The 20,027-nt window shown below is 40.3% G+C and carries 22 protein-coding genes and 1 other annotated feature (1 of these 23 running past the window's edge); of the genes, 14 read left to right on the top strand and 8 right to left on the bottom strand.

Annotated elements, in window-relative coordinates:
• Positions 1-41 (top strand) — a binding site (T-box leader); it begins 172 nt to the left of the window's first position.
• 78 nt (positions 42-119) lie between these two features.
• The 8 genes from trpE to AC1DSK_RS13105 all read left to right on the top strand — a co-directional run bounded on the left by trpE (position 120) and on the right by AC1DSK_RS13105 (position 7,177).
• A complete protein-coding gene (trpE, locus tag AC1DSK_RS13140) occupies positions 120-1,484 on the top strand; it encodes an anthranilate synthase component I (RefSeq protein WP_477548451.1) in 1,365 nt (454 codons plus the stop codon).
• Positions 1,481-2,062 (top strand): anthranilate synthase component II, encoded by a 582-nt coding sequence (locus AC1DSK_RS13135; protein ID WP_477548452.1) that lies wholly within the window; start codon positions 1,481-1,483, stop codon positions 2,060-2,062. The genes trpE and AC1DSK_RS13135 overlap by 4 nt, the downstream gene beginning before the upstream one ends.
• Positions 2,063-2,079: 17 nt before the next feature.
• On the top strand, positions 2,080-3,111 hold the full coding sequence (trpD, locus tag AC1DSK_RS13130) for an anthranilate phosphoribosyltransferase (protein ID WP_477548453.1): 1,032 nt from the start codon (positions 2,080-2,082) through the stop codon (positions 3,109-3,111).
• Positions 3,108-3,896: an indole-3-glycerol phosphate synthase TrpC gene (trpC, locus tag AC1DSK_RS13125; protein WP_477548454.1), complete on the top strand. Its 789-nt coding sequence runs from the start codon at positions 3,108-3,110 to the stop codon at positions 3,894-3,896. The genes trpD and trpC overlap by 4 nt, the downstream gene beginning before the upstream one ends.
• Entirely contained in the window at positions 3,896-4,510 is a 615-nt protein-coding gene (locus AC1DSK_RS13120; protein WP_477548455.1) for a phosphoribosylanthranilate isomerase, read from the top strand. The genes trpC and AC1DSK_RS13120 overlap by 1 nt, the downstream gene beginning before the upstream one ends.
• A gap of 2 nt (positions 4,511-4,512) precedes the next feature.
• Positions 4,513-5,721: a tryptophan synthase subunit beta gene (gene trpB, locus AC1DSK_RS13115; RefSeq protein WP_477548456.1), complete on the top strand. Its 1,209-nt coding sequence runs from the start codon at positions 4,513-4,515 to the stop codon at positions 5,719-5,721.
• A complete protein-coding gene (gene trpA, locus AC1DSK_RS13110) occupies positions 5,714-6,502 on the top strand; it encodes a tryptophan synthase subunit alpha (protein WP_477548457.1) in 789 nt (262 codons plus the stop codon). The genes trpB and trpA overlap by 8 nt, the downstream gene beginning before the upstream one ends.
• A 195-nt stretch (positions 6,503-6,697) precedes the next feature.
• Positions 6,698-7,177, top strand: a complete 480-nt coding sequence (locus tag AC1DSK_RS13105; RefSeq protein WP_477548473.1) for a hypothetical protein — start codon at positions 6,698-6,700, stop codon at positions 7,175-7,177.
• A gap of 214 nt (positions 7,178-7,391) precedes the next feature.
• Here the strand turns inward: AC1DSK_RS13105 and AC1DSK_RS13100 are convergent, their stop codons facing one another.
• The 3 genes from AC1DSK_RS13100 to AC1DSK_RS13090 all read right to left on the bottom strand — a co-directional run bounded on the left by AC1DSK_RS13100 (position 7,392) and on the right by AC1DSK_RS13090 (position 10,326).
• Positions 7,392-7,589, bottom strand: a complete 198-nt coding sequence (locus tag AC1DSK_RS13100) for a hypothetical protein (protein WP_477548458.1) — start codon at positions 7,587-7,589, stop codon at positions 7,392-7,394.
• A 284-nt stretch (positions 7,590-7,873) separates the two neighbouring features.
• Positions 7,874-9,301 (bottom strand): aldehyde dehydrogenase family protein, encoded by a 1,428-nt coding sequence (locus AC1DSK_RS13095; RefSeq protein ID WP_477548459.1) that lies wholly within the window; start codon positions 9,299-9,301, stop codon positions 7,874-7,876.
• 47 nt (positions 9,302-9,348) lie between these two features.
• Positions 9,349-10,326, bottom strand: a complete 978-nt coding sequence (locus AC1DSK_RS13090; RefSeq protein WP_477548460.1) for a DUF4003 family protein — start codon at positions 10,324-10,326, stop codon at positions 9,349-9,351.
• A 172-nt stretch (positions 10,327-10,498) separates the two neighbouring features.
• On the opposite strand from AC1DSK_RS13090, the gene AC1DSK_RS13085 reads away from it, so the two are divergent.
• The gene (locus AC1DSK_RS13085) at positions 10,499-10,990 is read left to right on the top strand and encodes a YusW family protein (RefSeq protein WP_477548461.1); all 492 of its coding nucleotides are present in this window, start codon (positions 10,499-10,501) and stop codon (positions 10,988-10,990) included.
• 105 nt (positions 10,991-11,095) lie between these two features.
• Positions 11,096-12,100, top strand: a complete 1,005-nt coding sequence (locus AC1DSK_RS13080) for an NADP-dependent oxidoreductase (RefSeq protein WP_477548462.1) — start codon at positions 11,096-11,098, stop codon at positions 12,098-12,100.
• A gap of 19 nt (positions 12,101-12,119) precedes the next feature.
• On the opposite strand, the gene AC1DSK_RS13075 is transcribed toward AC1DSK_RS13080, so the two are convergent.
• Entirely contained in the window at positions 12,120-12,605 is a 486-nt protein-coding gene (locus AC1DSK_RS13075; RefSeq protein WP_477548463.1) for a DUF2306 domain-containing protein, read from the bottom strand.
• A 143-nt stretch (positions 12,606-12,748) separates the two neighbouring features.
• Between AC1DSK_RS13075 and AC1DSK_RS13070 the strand changes: the two genes are divergently transcribed.
• Together AC1DSK_RS13070 and AC1DSK_RS13065 are read left to right on the top strand one after the other, a co-directional pair.
• Positions 12,749-13,570, top strand: a complete 822-nt coding sequence (locus AC1DSK_RS13070) for an AAC(3) family N-acetyltransferase (protein ID WP_477548464.1) — start codon at positions 12,749-12,751, stop codon at positions 13,568-13,570.
• Between the two features lie 67 nt (positions 13,571-13,637).
• Positions 13,638-14,975 carry a M28 family peptidase gene (locus AC1DSK_RS13065; RefSeq protein WP_477548465.1) on the top strand — a complete coding sequence of 446 codons (1,338 nt, stop codon included), beginning with the start codon at positions 13,638-13,640 and terminating at the stop codon, positions 14,973-14,975.
• A 936-nt stretch (positions 14,976-15,911) separates the two neighbouring features.
• Here AC1DSK_RS13065 and AC1DSK_RS13060 read toward each other — a convergent pair.
• A complete protein-coding gene (locus AC1DSK_RS13060; RefSeq protein WP_477548466.1) occupies positions 15,912-16,037 on the bottom strand; it encodes a hypothetical protein in 126 nt (41 codons plus the stop codon).
• 188 nt (positions 16,038-16,225) lie between these two features.
• Here AC1DSK_RS13060 and AC1DSK_RS13055 point away from each other — a divergent pair, with 188 nt between their 5' ends.
• On the top strand, positions 16,226-16,687 hold the full coding sequence (locus AC1DSK_RS13055) for a hypothetical protein (RefSeq protein ID WP_477548467.1): 462 nt from the start codon (positions 16,226-16,228) through the stop codon (positions 16,685-16,687).
• A 690-nt stretch (positions 16,688-17,377) separates the two neighbouring features.
• Here the strand turns inward: AC1DSK_RS13055 and AC1DSK_RS13050 are convergent.
• The 3 genes from AC1DSK_RS13050 to AC1DSK_RS13040 all read right to left on the bottom strand — a co-directional run bounded on the left by AC1DSK_RS13050 (position 17,378) and on the right by AC1DSK_RS13040 (position 19,707).
• A complete protein-coding gene (locus tag AC1DSK_RS13050) occupies positions 17,378-18,406 on the bottom strand; it encodes a DUF4179 domain-containing protein (protein WP_477548468.1) in 1,029 nt (342 codons plus the stop codon).
• Positions 18,403-18,966, bottom strand: coding sequence for a sigma-70 family RNA polymerase sigma factor (locus AC1DSK_RS13045; RefSeq protein WP_477548469.1), 564 nt, complete (start codon positions 18,964-18,966; stop codon positions 18,403-18,405). The genes AC1DSK_RS13050 and AC1DSK_RS13045 overlap by 4 nt, the downstream gene beginning before the upstream one ends.
• Before the next feature lie 294 nt (positions 18,967-19,260).
• The gene (locus AC1DSK_RS13040) at positions 19,261-19,707 is read right to left on the bottom strand and encodes a hypothetical protein (RefSeq protein WP_477548470.1); all 447 of its coding nucleotides are present in this window, start codon (positions 19,705-19,707) and stop codon (positions 19,261-19,263) included.
• Positions 19,708-19,832: 125 nt separating this feature from the next.
• On the opposite strand from AC1DSK_RS13040, the gene AC1DSK_RS13035 reads away from it, so the two are divergent.
• The coding region (locus AC1DSK_RS13035; protein WP_477548818.1) for a transposase at positions 19,833-20,027 on the top strand (195 nt) is incomplete at its 3' end.

The raw sequence follows: 20,027 nt of genomic DNA, 5'->3' as shown, positions 1-20,027 counted from the left end.
CTTTTAATTTGAGGTGGCACCGCGGTCATTCCGTCCTCTGTACATGAACTCTTCTGTTCATGTACAGGGGATTTTTTTGTTTTCCGGGTGCAAATGAGCTGAGCAGAGGAGAGGTTTACATGCAAACACATTCAGTAAAAACAGCACGAATTACCATCAACGGGGACACTTTATCGCCCATCGCTATTTTCAAAAGGTTACAGGGAACGCGGAAATTCCTGCTGGAAAGTTCTTTGAAATATGAAGCATCGGGTCGCTATTCCTTCATCGGCGCAAATCCAGTGAAAGAATTTCGTGGTTCAGCCAACGATTTGATAGAGCATTCACTTCTAACAGGTGAAATCACCGTGCATTGCGGAAAGCCTATCGAATTATTGAAAACGTTACTTCCCATTGTTGACGATGATCTGGAATTCCCTTTCAATGGTGGTGCAGTTGGCTACATTGGCTACGACGTCATCGCACACTATGAAGACATTGGGCCAGCCCTCCCTAACGAACGTGATATGCCCGATATCCATTTGCTCGTTTATGAAACCGTCGTTGTATATGACCATCAAAAACAAGATGTCACCATTTTGCATAACGGCACAACCCCTTCTCTTATCAATGATGTTGTACACCAACTGGCAGTAAAGGAATGTGAAGAAGAATGTATACAATCTACCCTTCCATTCACAACCAATGTGAGCAAACAAGCGTTTATCGATAACGTAGTGCGCGCAAAAGAATGTATCCGGGCGGGAGAAATTTTTCAAATTGTGTTATCTCAACGATTGCAGGCAACGTATACAGGTGACCCTTTCATGCTTTACCGGAAATTACGGAAAGACAATCCTTCCCCCTATATGTTTTACGTAGATTTTGATGAACATGTAGTGCTCGGGGCATCTCCAGAAAGTTTGATGAGCATTCAAGGTAATCGGGTGACGACAAATCCGATTGCTGGAACTAGACGACGAGGTCACACACCTGAAGAAGATGCACAACTTGAAAAAGAATTGCTCGACGATCCGAAAGAACTTGCCGAACACCGGATGCTGGTGGACTTGGGAAGGAATGATTTGGGTCGTATTACCGAAGTGGGCAGCGTCCATCTAACGAAATACATGAACATTGAAAAATACCAGCACGTCATGCACATCGTTTCCGAAGTGGCTGGCACGTTGCGTAATGATCAGCATCCTCTTGATGCACTAATCTCTTGTTTACCTGCAGGAACGGTATCTGGCGCACCGAAAATTCGTGCCATGCAAATCATTCAAGAGTTGGAAAATGTAAGACGAGGCGTATATGCAGGAGCAGTTGGTTACATCAGTTTTAATGGCAATATCGATATCGCGTTAGCCATTCGAACATTGGTCATCAAAAATCAAACCGCTTATGTCCAGGCAGGTGCAGGCATTGTCTATGATTCCAATCCACTAGCAGAATTCGAAGAGACGTTGCACAAAGCGAAGTCGTTATTGGAGGTGCTGTCATGATTTTGCTGCTAGACCACTACGATTCGTTTACGTACAACTTGTATCAAAGCTTATCGATGCTCGGTGAAGAAGTAAAAGTTGTCAGATATGATGAAATTTCGATAGATGAAATCCGTCAGTTGAACCCAAAAGCAATCGTGCTATCGCCCGGTCCTGGGTCACCAAATGACAAGTTGCACTCTTTATCAATCATCAATGAATTTCATCAAACCATCCCAATGCTCGGGGTGTGCTTGGGTCACCAACTTCTTGGAGTGGCATTTGGTGGCAAAATCAAACAGGCAACACTGGTCATGCATGGAAAAGTATCTGCCATTCGGCATTCACATGCAGGAATGTTTGCCTACCTGCCGCAACCCTTACCCGTCATGCGCTACCATTCGCTCGTCTTGGAGGATTTGCCTTCATGTTTTAAAACAACAGCCATTTCTATGGACGATCAAAGTATTATGGCAATTCAACATATGGATTACCCGCTTTATGGCTTGCAGTTCCATCCAGAATCAATTGGAACGCGTGATGGGGATAAAATCCTTCAAGCCTTTTTAACAGATATAGCTCGGCCAGTAGAGATTTAGTCAGAGGAGAGATTGAGATGAGAAGATTTACAGAGAGTGTACGTAGTGGAACGTCACTGACGTACAGTGAGATGAGAGAAGCAACGAACGCCATGTTTTCAGAAGATATTGCAGGCGTGGATATCGCGAATTTTTTAAGTGCCCTATCAAAAAAAGGCGAAACTACCGAAGAAATAGCTGCACTTGTTGAAGTGTTACGTGAAAATGCTACACAGATTCCTGTTACCTCCCCCCATGTATTCGATAATTGCGGAACTGGAGGCGATGGTTCCCACAGTTTTAATATCAGCACCACTTCTGCCTTTGTCTTGGCGGGAGCAGGATTGAAAATCGCCAAGCACGGGAACCGCAGCATTTCGAGCAGAACGGGCAGTGCGGATGTACTCGAAGAGCTCGGCATTGCTTTGGACTTCCAACCACGCGAAGTGGAAGACTTATTAAATCAAACGAATATCGCTTTCTTATTCGCCCCATATGTCCATCCGAAAATGAAACGGATTCAATCCATTCGTAAGTCTCTGGGAAAACCGACGATTTTCAATATGATTGGCCCTTTAACCAATCCCGTGGCATTAACATCCCAAATGGTCGGCGTATATCGCCAGGATAAATTGATGGATATCGCAGCAGCCCTATATCGTCTGGGCCGAAAAAGAGCAATCGTCTTGAGTGGTGCCGATAGAATGGATGAAGCTTCTTTATCCGGAGACAACCACCTCGTACTTATGAAAAACGGCGACTACATCCCTTTTACATTGAATGCCGAAGAAGTTGGCTTGTCATTTGCTCCACTTGAAGCGATTCGCGGTGGGGACGCCAAGGATAACGCAGCCATTTTAAAAAGCGTGTTACGAGGTGAATCTTCGCCTTATATGGATACCGTATTGTTGAATGCGGGAATCGGTTTGTTTGCGGCAGACATCGTTTCAACCATTCAAGAAGGCGTTCACCAGGCACGAAAGAGCATTGAAACAGGTAGTGCGCTCAGTGTTTTGGAATCAGTCGTCACTTATAGTCAAAATCGAAGCCATTTGGAGGTGAACGCATGACGATTTTAGAGCAGATTTTAGAAGTGAAAAAACTAGAAGTGAAAGAGTTATTGGAACAAGAAAGACCATTTGAATTTTCTAAAACACATACTGACAAGCCTTCTTTATTTGAGACTTTATATAACACGCAGCACTTACAGGTCATCTCTGAAATTAAACGCGCCTCCCCTTCGAAAGGTTTGATTGATGGTAATGTCGATCCCGTACAGCAGGCACTCGCTTATGAAAAGGCAGGCGCAGCTGCGATTTCTGTATTGACTGATCAACAATTTTTCAAAGGCTCGATGGATGATTTACATGCAGTATCATCAGCCGTCAATCTTCCCGTCCTCTGCAAGGACTTTATCATTCACCCTTTGCAGATTGAAGAGGCAAAACGTGCTGGCGCATCTATCATTCTGCTAATTGTCGCTGCGCTCGATCAACAAAATCTTCACAAGCTATTTGACTATGCTAGTAAGTTGGATTTGGAAGTTTTGGTTGAAGTTCATGATGTCGAAGAATTGCAGAGAGCGTTGGCGATTAATGCAAAAATAATCGGCGTAAATAATCGTAATCTCAAAACGTTCGAAGTAGATTTAGCAAACACATCGCAAATTGCCGCTCACTTCCCTTTTCATGAACAACGCGTATTGATTAGTGAAAGTGGGATTGGCAACATCTCAGATGCTGTTTTAGTTGCGGATGCTGGAGCGCAAGGCGTGCTGGTTGGAGAAACGTTAATGCGTAGTGAAAATATTGACGAAATATTGCGTTCGTTTCACGTGAAACGTGGTGAATTGTGATGACAAAAGTCAAAATTTGCGGATTGATGGAACTGGAAGATGTAAAAATCGCTGTTGATTCTGGAGCAGACGCTGTTGGTTTTGTATTCGCACCTAGTCGACGCCAGCTAACGGTTGAAACCGCCAAGAAACTTGCTAGTGCAGTTCCAAATGATGTGTTGAAAATTGGTGTATTCGTCAATGAAACACCGGATGAAGTGAATCGTATCGCAGGAGAAGTATCATTGGATATGGTTCAACTGCATGGTGATGAAGCACCCGAATATGTTCGACAAATATTCCTTCCTACCATTAAAGCGTTATCGATAAAAAGTTTTGAGGATGTGCGAAAGGTTTCGCAATATGAAGTCGATTATTTCTTGTTTGATGCACCAGGCGTGGAGTTTCGCGGAGGATCAGGTCAGTCATTTGACTGGAAACTCCTTGAAAAAGCTAATATTCCACTTGAGAAAGTCATATTAGCCGGCGGTCTGAATGAAAGAAACGTAAGAGAAGCAATTAAAACCGTCAATCCTTTTATGGTGGACGTATCCAGTGGAGTCGAGACGGAGGAACGGAAAGATGCAGTAAAAATCCGCACGTTTATCCGTGCAGTTCGAGGTGAGGAGAGATGAGCATGCAAACTACCTACAACCAACCAAACACTACCGGTCATTTTGGCAGATTTGGCGGTCGATTCGTCCCCGAGACATTAATGCAAGCCGTGATAGAGCTCGAGGAAGCTTACGACTTAGCTATCAAGGACGAAGCTTTTCTTGACGAATTCCGCTACTACTTGAAAGATTATGTGGGAAGGGAAAATCCCCTTTACTTTGCTGAACGCTTAACGAAAAAAATGGGCGGCGCCAAAATCTACTTGAAACGTGAAGATCTCAATCATACAGGCGCGCACAAAATCAACAACACAATCGGGCAGGCACTTCTTGCGGTCCGCATGGGTAAAAGAAAAGTCGTTGCTGAAACAGGCGCTGGCCAGCATGGTGTGGCAACTGCAACGGTTTGTGCACTGCTGGATTTAGAGTGTGTGATTTTCATGGGAGAAGAAGACGTCCGTCGTCAGCAACTGAATGTATTCCGCATGGAGCTGCTTGGTGCGAAAGTTATTTCCGTTACCCAAGGCAGTCGAACGTTGAAGGATGCAGTTAATGAAGCGCTGCGTTACTGGGTGACGAATGTCGAGGATACTCATTACATTATGGGTTCGGTTTTAGGACCACACCCCTTCCCTAAAATTGTGCGTGATTTCCAGCGTGTTATTGGGGATGAAACGCGTAAGCAAATCGTTGAAAAAGAAGGCCGTCTGCCAGATGCGATTGTTGCTTGTATTGGTGGTGGCAGTAATGCCATGGGAATGTTTTATCCCTTCATAGAAGACAAAGGCGTGAAATTATTCGGCGTCGAAGCTGCTGGTGCAGGACTAGATACCGATAAGCACGCCGCCACCTTGACGAAAGGTTCTGTAGGAGTTTTGCACGGAGCACTTATGTATTTACTGCAGGATGATGCGGGTCAGATTCAGGAAGCACACTCCATTTCAGCAGGTCTCGATTATCCCGGAATAGGACCCGAGCATAGCTACTTACATGAAAATGGTCGTGTTGAATACACATCAGTAACGGACGAACAGGCTTTGGCGGGTGTTCAATTGTTAGCTCGTACGGAGGGCATCCTCCCCGCTCTCGAATCAGCTCATGCGATTCATTTTGCCGCTGAACTGGCTGCTGATTTGGACAAAGATGAAATTGTCGTGATTTGTTTATCTGGTCGTGGAGATAAAGATGTTGTCACAGTGCGTGATGCGCTTGGAGGTGGAACGAATGACTAAACTGAAGTTGCAAACTGCCATAGAACAACAAGTCGAAACAGGTGGAAAAGCATTCATTCCTTATATCATGGCCGGTGACGGAGGGTTATCAAAACTCCGTGAGCAATTACTGTTTCTTCAAGAGGCTGGTGCTACTGCGGTAGAACTAGGAATTCCTTTTTCAGATCCCGTTGCAGATGGACCGACCATTCAAGAGGCTGGGAAACGTGCGTTGGCTGAAGGTGTGACCTTGCGTGGTGTTTTGGAAGAAATCGAACGAGTTCGTAGTGAAGTTACCATTCCGATTGTCCTAATGACATATTTGAATCCGGTGTTCCGTTATGGCATAGAGGCATTCGCTAAGGATTGTGCAAATATCGGCGTGAGTGGATTGATTGTTCCAGATTTGCCACTTGAAGAAAGTGGGATGGTGAAGGATGAGTTCTCAAAACACGATTTGGCTCTCATTCAATTGGTCAGTTTAACAAGCCCCCCCGAGCGTATTGAGCGAATTGCAAAAGCTTCAGAAGGATTTCTGTACGCCGTTACGGTGACGGGCATTACGGGTGCACGCGCAGAGTTTGCTATGAAAGTCGGAGAACATTTGGCGAAGCTTAAAGAAGTGAGCCCAGTTCCAGTCATTGCAGGCTTCGGGATTTCCACGCCTGAGCAGGTTCGAGAAATGGGTAAACTGTCAGACGGCGTCATTGTGGGAAGCCGTATAGTTGATGCATTGCATGAAGGAAATCTTGATAGTGTCAGAGAGTTGATTGCTGCATCGAAAGCAGTGGAAATCGTATAAAACTAGTTTGGACCACATGCGGGTTCGCATGTGGTCTTTTTTTTAGGAGAGAGTTGGGTGAAACGGAATAAATACTAGTTGAGGCAGAATAAAACTCGTGTGTTGCCGATTAAATTTTTTCACCTTCCTTAGGAAAGTGAAACACTTATGTTTCCTTACTCGTCAAAGTTATATAAAGGAGGAAGAAATTTGAAAATGAAACCTTTGTTAATTGCCATTTTATTATTTACTTCGCTTTGGATTACTGGATGTTCGAACGATACGGTTACCGCAGGAAAAGAAGTTAAGGTAAATGAAAATGAATTTCCTCCATCTATTTCTGGAGTCGTTAGAGTTAATAATGCACAACATGAAATGGTAGTTGGAGGTTATAAATGGGAAAGAAAACAAGGTTCTGAAACTCAGGTTGTCCAAACTGACTCCGCTTCCCCATACCAAATCGCTGAAGATTTCAAAGCCATTGCTTTAGAACAGAATCAAAAAGTGACGATTGATATTGAAGAAAATCCCGAACTATATGTTTACTTATGGAATAAGGATGGAAGAGAAAAAGAAATTACTTTGAAAGAAAATCAAATAACGGTTCCTGCAAGTAAAGGTCAATATATATATGAAGTGTTAGCAAAATGGAATAACGGTGAAGTTTCCTACACCTTTGTGGCTGAAGTGAAATAAAAATTCACTTTTACGTAATTGGAAATTACAGTTTTGACGATCAGTACAGCAAAGTTAAATCGTTGTTTTAATATAGAATTTCTTTCTCAGGATGTGATTTCATTGCTCGATTCCTGTTTATTGGATTTGGTTATTTCGATTGGTTGCTCGGGCTTCTGGAAATAAAAATATCAACAATTATTAAACGAATAAATGTTATCACTGGCATCTTTGTCTACTTTCCAGCTATCCTTTGTGCATCTTGTTCAGCATTTATTTTAATGAGCTCGTTTGCAAAAATTGAAATACCTGTTGCAATTAATCCTACTGCCAACCATCGAATACCACTTGGTTCCATAAAATTATTAAAATAAGTCAACGTCAATATAAGACACCCGAACAATAAAAACAGTGTTGCGATTAAACTATTCATCTTTCTTTCACCTCGCTCTAATTAGTAACACCGATAAATAACTACATTCAATCATTCAAGTTTAATTTAACTAATTCTCTTTTTTTCCCGTTACTCCTTCTTCTTTAATAAAACAGGAATGGTGATGTGTCTTTCTGAAGAAGAATCGTGTCCATTCCATAGCGAATGGTCAGAAACTGAGATTGAGTGGACAAAAAACCATTTTGAATGGACGAAAACCCACAGCGAGTGGTCAGAAAAAAAGCAACCCAATTGAGCTTTACAATTGGGTTGCTTCGTCACTTCTAAAATACGGTTTTCATCGTAATAAATTTCAGTTCGGTCATTTCATCGACGGCAAATTTAATACCTTCACGGCCATATCCACTCATCTTGATGCCACCATACGGCATGTTGTCTGTACGGAAAGTAGGAATGTCGTTTATGATGACGGCTCCCGCTTCAATTTCGTCTGCAGCCTTCATAGCATCCGTTAAGACATTGGTGTAAATTGCTGCATTCAATCCAAATTGTGAAGCATTCACCCACTCAATTGCTTCATCCAGTGTATCGTAAGGAATGACGGAAACAATGGGTGCAAAGACTTCCTCGCATACAATTTTCATGTCTTCTTTAGCACCTGTTAAAATAGTTGGATGCAACTGACGCTCTGTAAATTCGCCACCTGTGGCCACAGTTGCTCCTTGCGATTTGGCTTCTTCAATCCAGCCGACGATGCGTTTTACTTCGTCCGGATGGATCATGGAACCGATATCGGTTTGTTCATCCAGTGGATCACCCACTATTAATTTTTTCGTTTCTTCCACGAATCCTTGCACGAATTCATCATACACTTCGCGGTTTACGTAAATGCGTTGTAAAGAAATACATACTTGTCCTGAAAAGCTGAATGCCCCTTCCGCACAACGTTTAACAATTTTTTCGATTGGCACACTTGGCTCCACAATCAAGGCTGCGTTTGAACCCAACTCGAGCGTAATTTTGCGTAGACCTACTTTTTCTTTAATTTTCAATCCGACAGGAACACTTCCGGTAAATGTCACTTTTTTGACCGCTGGATGTGTAATGAGTGAGTCGCTTAAATCACTCCCGCTCCCTGTTATAATTTGAAGGGCACCATCCGGCAAACCAGCTTCCTTAAAAATATCAGCCATAACCAATGCACTCAATGGCGTTTGTGTTGCCGGCTTTAAGACTACCGTATTTCCAACTGCAAAAGCAGGTCCCAGTTTATGCGCCACTAAATTGAATGGGAAATTAAAGGGCGTGATGGCTGAGACAACGCCAATAGCCTCTTTTTTTGTCCATCCGATTCGGTTCGCACCTCCAGGGGCAGCATCCATCGGAATGGTTTCCCCACGGTACTGCTTCGCTTCTTCTGCAGCAAATTGATAGGTCGCAATCGTGCGATCTACTTCACCACGTGCCGTTTTCAACGGTTTTCCCGCTTCTTGTGCCAATGTCATCGCGAGTTCTTCTTTACGCTCTCGCATAATGTTGACCACTTTATATAAAATTTCTGCCCGATCATATGCCGTCCATTTTTTGAAGGAATGAAAAGCCTGTTCGGCACCAGCAATTGCTACTTTCACATCTTCTGGTGATCCTTTTGCCACTTTTGCAAGTAATTTTCCATCATAGGGAGCTTTCAAATCATATGTTTCACTTGCTTCGCGCCAATCTCCATTAATCCAAAGTCCGGTTTTTTTCAAAAGATACACCTCCTGAGGTTGATATATATACATTCTTCATTATTCTATCATTCACCTCCAACACTTGACGCGACTGCCGCATTCGTTGCTGCCATCGTAGCAATCATGGCGGCTTGTTGCGCTTGCAACATTAGTTCAATGGTAGTGGCAAAACTGACTGAGGTTGTTCCTTCATTATCGATAATGTGTTTCGTTTCGAGTTGGACTGCGATAGGTAAAATCATATCTTTGTACCAATTGAAAAGCTTCATTGTTTCCAGTTGACGGTACGTATCAATGACATGTTGCAATTCTACATCTTTAATTTCCAATGCAGCCAAAAATCCGATCATGACATAGTGCATGGATTTCACTTTGATTCCGGCACTTTTCAGCTGATCTCGTATATGCACAGCTTGCCCAACCAGATTAGCTTGATAGCCCGAACTCTTGTATGTAAGAATTTGCGACATCCATTGAAGTTCATTCCCCATATAAAAACCTTGTGGTCTAAGTTCCGTGTAATAGCGATTCATAGTGGCTGCTCGTTCTTTCGAATCGCCTGGCAATTTCCCAAGCATGACTGCATACGGCACATCATCAGGCTGCGTCAGGAATGGGTGATGTGATTTCATCGCATCATATAAGTGTTTTGCTTGTTCCGCATGTAGTCCTTGTAGAGTCGCATCATCGCTCATCAAAAGTGCTGCTAAATAACTGTATACATTGTTTTTGAACCCTGCTGATTTTAATTTTCCTTGCTTCGTCAATAAGTTATCAATTGAAATGGCAGGATCTTCATCTTCCTTCGCCAAGAATGCAACCATCATGTAGTGAATGTGTGAGCGAAGTGGAGATGTCCAACCCGTTTTTTGTTTGATTGCGTCCGAGGTTGCCAAGAAGCGTTTGCCGTCAAACGTTTTACCTGTCGTGACATAGTAATTTGCTATCGATAACGTAATTCGTTTATCGACAGTCCATCCAACTGCGTTCTTTACTTGTTCAAATGTTGTTTGTAAATCTTGTTTCACTTGATCCATCGTCATATCATCCACTCCCTTTATCAACATTTACGAAGAATGATGATTAAAAGTTTCATTCATCCACATTCTCAATTTACTTCCTCTTCTAATAAAAATTTGTGCATAGCAAAAACGGATATTTAGAGAATTTTGGGATATACCAACTACAAAGAATTATATCGAAAGGATGATATACATGAAATCGAAAAAGACATTGATTGTTGCGAGTTTATTGCTCTCTTCTGCCCTCTTCCTTGGGGCTTGTGGAGATAAGGACGAGATTACAAAAGATGTGACCAATAACAATACAGCAAATGATATCGAGGATAATGCTCCAGGTGATAATCCAGCAGATACCGGTGAATCATTTGAATTTAGGAAGTTTGAACTGGAAGTAGATTATCCTGACCAACCAGAAGCGCTTGATGTAAATTATGAGGAAGAAAAAGACTCTACCGACGTGGAATACAAAAATGTAGCAGATGGTAGTAGTGAGGTCACTGGTAAGGAAGCCATGGCAAAATTAGAGCCTTTATTGGAAAAAATGCGATTAAAAGAAAACATGTCTGAAGAAGTAATTATTGACCAAATTGTTAGCGCTTTTGGCATTGAAGATAATTACACGTTACTTGAAGCAAGTATCACGTGGCAAAATGATGAGAAAAAAGAAATTGTAGTAACAAAATAAAATTAATTTGAGTCCTTGACCTTAGTTGAGGGCTCTTTTCATGTAGAAACCTCCAATGTAAGGTACATTACTACATACAAGAAAATATAAAATGGAGGTAAGATAATGCAAAAACAAATAAAATTAATCAATCGACCAACGGAGACACCAACTAAAGAGAATTTCGAAATTGTCACTGCATCCATTGACAGTGCGTCTGAAGGTGAAGTAGTAGTAAAAACTGTTTACATTTCAGTGGATCCATATTTACGTGGTCGGATGAATGATGCGAAATCCTATATTCCACCGTTTGAGTTGAATGAAATGATATCAAGCGGAATCATAGGACAAGTCGTTCAATCGATGTCCTCACTTTTCGAAAAAGGCGATGTCGTTCTCGGATCATTGCCATGGCAAGAATATAGTGTGGTAAAAGAAAGTGCCGTCCGTAAAATTGATCACCGTATTGCGCCTGCCACTGCTTATTTGAGTGTGCTGGGCATGACTGGTTTGACAGCTTACTTTGGCTTACTGGATATAGGGAAACCTAAAGAAAATGAAACGGTGGTTGTGTCAGGAGCTGCAGGTGCTGTAGGGTCCATCGTGGGACAAATTGGGAAAATTAAAGGCACGCGTGTCGTTGGAATTGCTGGGTCTGATGAGAAAGTGAAGTTTTTGGTCGAGGAACTGGGTTTTGATGCGGCAATAAATTATAAAACTCAGGATGTTGCTCAAGCGTTACGCGAAGCTTGTCCAAATGGAATTGATGTTTACTTCGAAAACGTGGGTGGGGAAATTTCAGATGCTATCTTCCCTCTTTTGAATAATTTTGCGCGTATTCCTGTATGTGGCGCAATTTCTTCTTATAATAACGAACAAGCGGACGTTGGACCTCGTGTTCAAGGATACTTAATCAAGACGAGCTCATTGATGCAAGGCTTCACTGTTGGCAATTACTCTTCTCGTTTTGGAGAAGGCGCAAAAGAATTGGCAACTTGGCTCAAAGAAGGCAAACTGAAATACGAGGAAACGCTTACGGAAGGTTTCGATCATACGATTGACGCATTTCTCGATCTTTTCAAGGGAGCAAACCTTGGGAAAGCGATTGTGAAAGTATCGGAAATCGAATAACAATTTTAGCCGTTCTGGTTTATTCCAGAATGGTTTTTCTTTCTCTTTTTACGGGACGATATTTCTTACCGATTTTAAATATAATTGGTGTTCCGATGATGGTTGGCAAGAACCAGAAGATAAGCACAGGCAATTCGTTAAGAAGTGGTATTCGATGAATGTTTACAACAAGTGTGGCTGTGAATATCCCTATGTAAGATCCCAACATCCCGCCGATATGGATACGCAGCCAGTTTTCCCATCTGATTTTTGCAGATATATAGCCAAGCAATGCAAGACCGTATGAAAATATTCCGATATAAAAGAGATAGGCACTTTCTTTCCAGTGCATAATAGACATCACGACAGTAGTGATAAATACCAACACGAAAAATCCATGATAAATCTCTCCACTGATTGTATGTCTGCCTTTTCTCTTTTTAGAAATACCAGCCAGCAAACCAGTAATCAAACAAATGCATCCAGCTGCAATATGAATCATTAAAAACAGGTTGAACAAATTCAACACCTCCAATTATTTACATTTATTCCCTAATTATAGTAACATACATAAAGTTCCATTTCATTCATTCAAAAAAATATTCCGATTGTTAATGTTATCTCTACTCTTATATGATTAAGTTATTAAAGATTTCGGAGGCCGCCAACATGAGTGAATTTGATCTTGTACAAGAAACTACATCTTTCCAATCAGTTGAAACATTGAAACAACAATTGCAGACACTTGGCATCAAAGCAGGAGACGCCATTATGGTTCATTCATCCATCAAATCAATGGGTTGGATTGCCGGTGGCGCAAAAGCTGTTATCGACGTATTGATGGAAACAATCACGGAAAAAGGGACCATTATCATGCCAGCCCAATCTGCCGAGAACTCAGAGCCTTCCTATTGGATGCTGCCGCCAGTTCCAAAAGAATGGCATGCGCCTATCCGAGAACATACTCCAGCTTACGATCCACATTTGACCCCACTACGTGGGATGGGCAAAATAGCGGAATGCTTTCATCGTCATCCTAAAACCATTCGCAGCTACCACCCTGTTCACAGCTTTATGGCCTGGGGCAAGGATGCTGAAAAATGGATGATGGAACATCCACTTGAGGATTCATTTGGAATGACTTCCCCACTCGGTTCTTTTTTGAATGAAAATGTTAAAATCCTGTTAATTGGTGTCGGATATGATTCGTGCACGGCTTTGCACCTATCGGAGAATTTAATTGAAAAGAAGACTTACATGAATCAGGGTGCAGCGATGCTGGTGGATGGTGAGCGTCAGTGGATTGAGTACCAAACACTTGATGTAGACTCGGATCGTTTCCCAGACCTTGGAGAAGCATTTGAGAAAGAACATCCCGATGCCTATCATGTTGGAAAATTAGGTCAAGCCGACTGTCGCATCATTCAAATGAAACAGCTAGTTGATTTTGGTACGGAGTGGTTAAAAGAAAATCCTGTAGAGGAAGATTAAAAAAATTTTATTAGTAAAATTCTCATTTTTGTTCATCCTAATGGAACTAACATGATGGAGGAACAAAATGAAAAATAAATTTTATAAATTTGCGATTGCAGCTATTCTTTGCCTAAGTGTCATAGCTCCTATCGCCACTTTCGCAACTCATTACACTTCTACCCAGAATGAAAAAGAAACCAATCTTGAAACAAAAATACTGCAGTCTCTTGATGCAGATAACATGTATAACAATATTAAATTTTTATCCAAAACACCTAGGGTAGCTGGGACCCAGCAAGAAGATGCTGCAGTTGCTTATATCAAAAAGCAATTCGAAGCTTACGGGTATAAAGCCGAAGTTCAAGCATTCACTTTCAATGACTATACAGCCCCTAATTCCATCGGGTTGGATGTCGAGCGATTTTCGAAAAAATTGGATCCACAGGCTTTAGAATATTCGGTTAGTGGAAAAGCTACCGCGGAAGTTATCTTCGCTGGACTTGGTCAGAAAAACGACATCGCACAATTGGATCTTACTGGAAAAATAGTACTCCTGCAACGTGGCGTCATCAGCTTCAAGGAGAAAATGTTGAATGTGGCTGCGAAAGGTGCTGCCGGGGTCATATTTTACAACAATGCACCAGGAACCATCATGGGAAGTTTAGGTGAACCAAATAAGGCTTATGTTCCGTCTGTGCTGTTGACCCAGACAGAAGGAGAAGCGATATTGATTCATCTCAACAAAAACCCGCGTGCTGTTGTCTCATTGAACATTGAAGGTGCTAAATCCGCTCAAAATACATCGCACAATGTCATTGCGACAAAAAAGCCCAACGTTTCCAACAAAGAATCTCATGATATATTGGTCATCGGTGCTCATCACGATTCAGTTGCAAGTGCGCCGGGTGCTAATGACGATGCATCAGGAACTGCCATGACACTTGAACTTGCACGTGTCTTGAAAACCATTCCAACCGACACAGAAATTCGATTTATCACGTTCGGTGCGGAAGAGCTTGGATTACTTGGATCCAATCATTATGTCAAACAGTTACCGAAAAATGAAATCAGCCGAATCGTGGCAAACTTCAATTTGGACATGGTCGGAAGCAAAGATGCCGGGGAATTAATCTTGCAAACGGTCGATAATAAGCCTAACCTTGTGACTGATCTCGCCCAGGATGCAAGCACACAGCTAAACGGTGAACCAACACCTTACAATCAAGGTGACAGCAGCGACCATGTACCCTTTTCAAATGCAGGCATTCCCGCTGCCCTATTCATCCACAATCCCGCTGAGCCTTGGTACCACAAGCCACAAGATACAATAGATAAAATCAGCAAAGAAAAACTGCAAGATGTTTCGGAAATCGTCAGTATAGCTGTATGGAATCAAATCAAAATCGATCGCCAAGTCAAATAGTGTAAATCTTAAACCCCACGTCACTGGATCGGATGATCCCGTTACGTGGGGTTTTTACGTAACGTCTACTATACTTTCACAGAGCCTCCAAAAGGATTACTACGGCTGGATGAGGAAGGACGATGAACCACTGAATGTCTCGCCCTTTATGGGTAGCACTCATGGAAGATTAATCCTACTCAGGTTGTTGCACTAGCCAATCATCCTATACTTTTTACTTTAGGGAGGATTTTTGATTATCTGACAGATTAGATTAATAATAAATCTTACAAGGCTCAGCCTTTTTTTAAAAAGTGTTTTCTGGGTCTACTTTAATTTGCTTTTTTTTGATTTTAATTTTCATGGGAGTTTAAGTACATTACTTCACAATGTTTAGTTTTTGATAGTCCAGTTAAATAATCCTTTTACTTCTTTTCTACATATAATATGAGACCCTAACTTAAAGGAGTGAAATAACATGGGATTTTTCCAGCCCGAGGGAACAATGGCACCAACTTCCCCTCCCCCACCTCTCATACCAACAAAACCTTCTGTATCCTATATAATTGATTGTGTATATCAGAACACTTATGTATGGCTTATAAATGGGGACCAATTCTGGTTTTACCCAACTCGCGTGGAATATGGTGAAGTATCTGGATATAGATGGAACGGTTCCTTCTGGCAATTCTACGGAATTGACCCAAGATTTATAGATGCTGTTGCCTGTTATCCTACTCCTACCCTTTACTAAAATCCAAAAAGCCTTTTGGTAATTAAAAACCTCAAGGCTTTTTTCTTTTGTAATAGGCTTAAATTTTCGCGACATAATCCATTCAAAGTAGTATTATTCACTAACCCCGTTAGTTGTACTTATTTGTTCTTCCTCGAAATAAGCCTTCATCACAAATACCATCTTTCCAATGAATAGTCCCATCTCTATTATATGCTTGGATTTTAAGATGGTTTGGCTTGCCATTGTCCGATTGTTCTTAAATATCGAATGGGCAAACCAGATTCTTTGCGTTCGATAACTCCAGACTTTACTTCTTTCCCTAAATGGTTTTGTTCTGCTGTACGCAAACATGAAACGCTCCTTAAAACATGGACTGAAAGTGATTAAAAGCAGAGAAAAAACTGATTAATAATGCAGACAGCACTGATTCAATATTTGTAACGATGAATGTGTAACCTAAAAAATAAATATGACTTATTATTATTGAAGTATTCTGAAAACAATAATACAGTAAAAAATAAAGGGGGATAGGGAATTGAGAAAAGCAATGGGGATAATGTTGATTGGTGGCTTGCTAATAACAGGGTGTTCAGAAAAGGTTACGTCCAGTGAAAATGAAAAATCAGAACCCATCACAGAACAGGAGTATGTGGGTAAGTTTGAAAACAACTATGATTTAATACATGAAAATTTAAATAAAATATCTGCAGCATCAGCATCATCCTCACTAGACGATATGGAGGAATTATGTAGGGCTTTTTCACATACAACCAATATTAATTTGCAGGTAATGAGTGAGTTAACACCTCCAAAGGAATACCAAGAAGCGAATGAGATGCTAATAGTGGCTCTTGAGAACTATATTGATTGGGGTTGGGCTATGGTGGAACTTTTGGATGATCCCAGTGATGAAGTAGGAGCAAAAGCGGATCACCACTTAGGTATAGCCTCTGAGAACTTGGAAAAGGCTCATGCTGAAGTAGAAAGCCTTAAATAACCTAACCAGTGAACCTGCTCCGTGTCCACCGCAATCCATAGAATTATTAAAGTACGCTCTCCTCTTTTTTAACGATTGAGCATGGCCTTCTTAAGTGTTGTCATTTTTCTTTTCATGAAGAAATATATTTTCATGGTAGTTAAATAATATTTTTAATCCAAGTCATCATTCGAATAACTTGGAATGGTTCAAACCAAGTAACTAAAAATAGAATAATAAAAAAAGAAGTAAGTGATATATATTTTATACTTCCTTTTTCCCTTTTAGAGAAAGCAATAAAACAAAAGATAGCCCCAATTAATAAAAAGATAGCTCCTAGAAGTATAATAGGTTCAACATAATCGTCTATTATCCAGTTTAATGTAAAAAGAAGAAATAATCCTAAAAATATAAGGACTATTGAGCTTATACTTAAACGTTTTATATTACAAACACCCCTAAATCATTTTCTAAATATGACTCTAAGTTTTCACGAAAAGTTCCAATTATTGTTAAACAACTTACCCCGTTAGTTCAATAAGAAAAGGGCTGTTTAAACAGCCCTATGATCTTTAACTAAAGCAACCGTTAGTTTAATAAGCCTCCTGCATATTCTATACCAAAAACAGATTCTAATAGTGGACGTTCATTGCAAAATAAGGCCACTGTAAATGTTAGACAACAGCCGAATTTCTACGGGGGCTTTCGCTATTATTTTTTTAAGTCAACGATAATCGGATCAAGCTCAATTTCGATATGACCTTTTCCGTACATAAGACTCGCAATTTCAACAGGCTGAATGATGAGATGGCTAGCACCTTCTTGGATAGCGCCAAGTGCGGTCGTTCCGTTAAATGTTTTCCCATTATCAGGTGACATGCCTGAACCACCCGACCCATTCAAGTACACATGACCGAGATCATCGGTTACATAGAAAACAGGTGACACACTTGGCCACTCTTTTAACAGTTCATCAGTTACCACTTGTTCATACAAAATAACGGTTGAAACATCTGTAAATTCAACAGATTGAAGCGTGAAGCTCACGTCTTTGTGCAGGACCGTTTCATTGACGAGCTGTATATCCCCCTCTAAACGCTTTAATGAAAAGGCGAACGACCAATCTCCCTCAACCTCTAAATCATTCGACATACCATAAAAGGCATGTGGAGTCCAAGTGACTTCCACCGTTTCTGGAGATACATCATCTTTGAAGCGTGGCGTAAATGTTGATAAGCCAACATAGCGTGTATCACTAATCTTTGTAATTTGACTTCCGCCACCACTACTATTGCTTGCACCGACGGCATCAAACCAATTTGGCGCACTCATATGCATCTCTTTTCCAAATTCATGATTAGTTTCAATCGCAAACGACACAGTGACGTTCGTCCCGTCATATACCGCATTATCAATCATGACTGTAACACCATTACTCGTCTGCGCAAGATCAATATTAGTAGAGAAGGTCTCAAAATTTTTGTAGTGCTGCTCTTCGTTATTAAAATAACTAATGACATTATCCATAAACGGAATTTGTGATGCAAAAGACGGGAACGCAAAACCGGTTGCCGTAGTGGCACCAACAATCATAACTGCAGCGACTGCAATATGACGCCAGATTGGTGATTTTTTACGCTTATTAAGTACATTTTGTTTAACTTGTGCTTTTTCAATATCTGTCACCTCTAGAAGCTCAAGTTTATCGATATCTAAATCAATCCATTCTTTCATACTCATATGAATCGCTCCTTTAGCCTCATGTTTGTAGCTAGTATCTTCTTACCTCGATATAGGCGGTTATCAACAGCAGCTTTCGTTAGCCTGAGTGCATCGGCAATTTCACTGTTTGGTAGCTCCATATAATATTTCATCATAAAAATATCGCGGTCAATTTCCTCTAGTTGACTGATTGCCAGTAATAATTCATTTTTTTCTTCTCGTTGCAAGACGGATAAATCTGTTTGTAGGGAGCTTGCTTTTTGTTCGAGTGGTGTATCCGATTGTTCATGTTCGATTTGTTTTTCAGCGTGCCGATATCGATCGATTGCTTTGTATTTCGTAATCATGCCAATCCATTTTTTAAAGTCTGATGTTTCTCCATGAAACTGATGAGCATTTTGCCAAACCGTTAGAAAAACATCATTGATACATTCATCAATATCTGCTCGCTTCATATTGTGTAAAATTTTTGTAGCGATTGTTTTCACGAGTGGCATATAGGCATCAATGATATACTCGAGTGCATCTTCTTTTTGTTTTTTTAACCGAGTGATAAAGTTGGTCGATGAACTTTTCATTTGCTTCGCTCCTTATGTGATTGAAAAAGCTTTTTCATAAAGTACAACGAACAGTCTTACAGTTTATTCTCAAAAAAATTCTAGAATTTTTTGTTATTTACTCATTAGTGTAACTTTCAAATAAAGAATGAGCGAAAGTTCGAACAAAACTTCAATATTTAAGATAATAAAAAGAATCCATTTAGATTTAACAAAATGGATTCTTTCTTGTAATTTTAATATAAAGTTTTTATAAAAAAGTTTGATTATTTTCTTGGTTCTTATTGAACTAAAGCACCCTTTAGTTGAATAAGGTTATTTCATTTTTTCTAAAATCAGATAATCCTTTGTTTTTAAGATTGAAACAGAATTTTTATTTGTAAAATTAATTAAATCTATAAATACGTTGTCGGGTTCGAAATAAACAACATGAATGTTAAATCCCTTTTTGATTTGTATAATAGCACCTTTGTTTCTCCAACCTAATCGTTTAAATTTTATCTTAATTATTTGATTGGGATATATTACTTTTTTATAGAGAGGAATTGCTAAGAAAAATGGTTGATACGTTAGATAACCGTCATTTATTTCAAACTTATATCGAATAAAGAATGATACAAAAAGAAAAACAAGAACTACTATTTGAAAATATAATAACCCTTTGGAAAAATTAAATCCTGTAATATTTGAAATTAATAAACCCATCATCATCGCAAATAAAAACCCTATAACTCCTCGCTGAACTTTTGCATTATATACCAACTTTATTCCCTCCTCTTATTTGATTTAAAATAAACTTACAAATTCATTTGGATAGGCTACACTTAGTTGGACAATCAAATTAAGGGCAAGTAGACTAATACAAAACAAGTTGAGGAGAATCTACTATGTCCCAAAAAAGAAGAACGTTTTCAACAGAGTTCAAGAAACAAGTGGTAGCTCTATATGAAAACGGAAAAAGCCGCCAAGAAATTGCCCGCGAATATGATCTAACAGCTTCTGCATTAGATAGATGGATTACACAATTCCGTCAGTCTGGATCTTTTAAAGAAAAGGACAACAGACTACCAGAAGAACAGGAA

It is taken from the genome of Paenisporosarcina sp. P4_B8, assembly GCF_056402175.1.
Note: the sequence above shows the minus strand (reverse complement) of the source record. Positions and strands in the feature narration are given on the sequence as shown.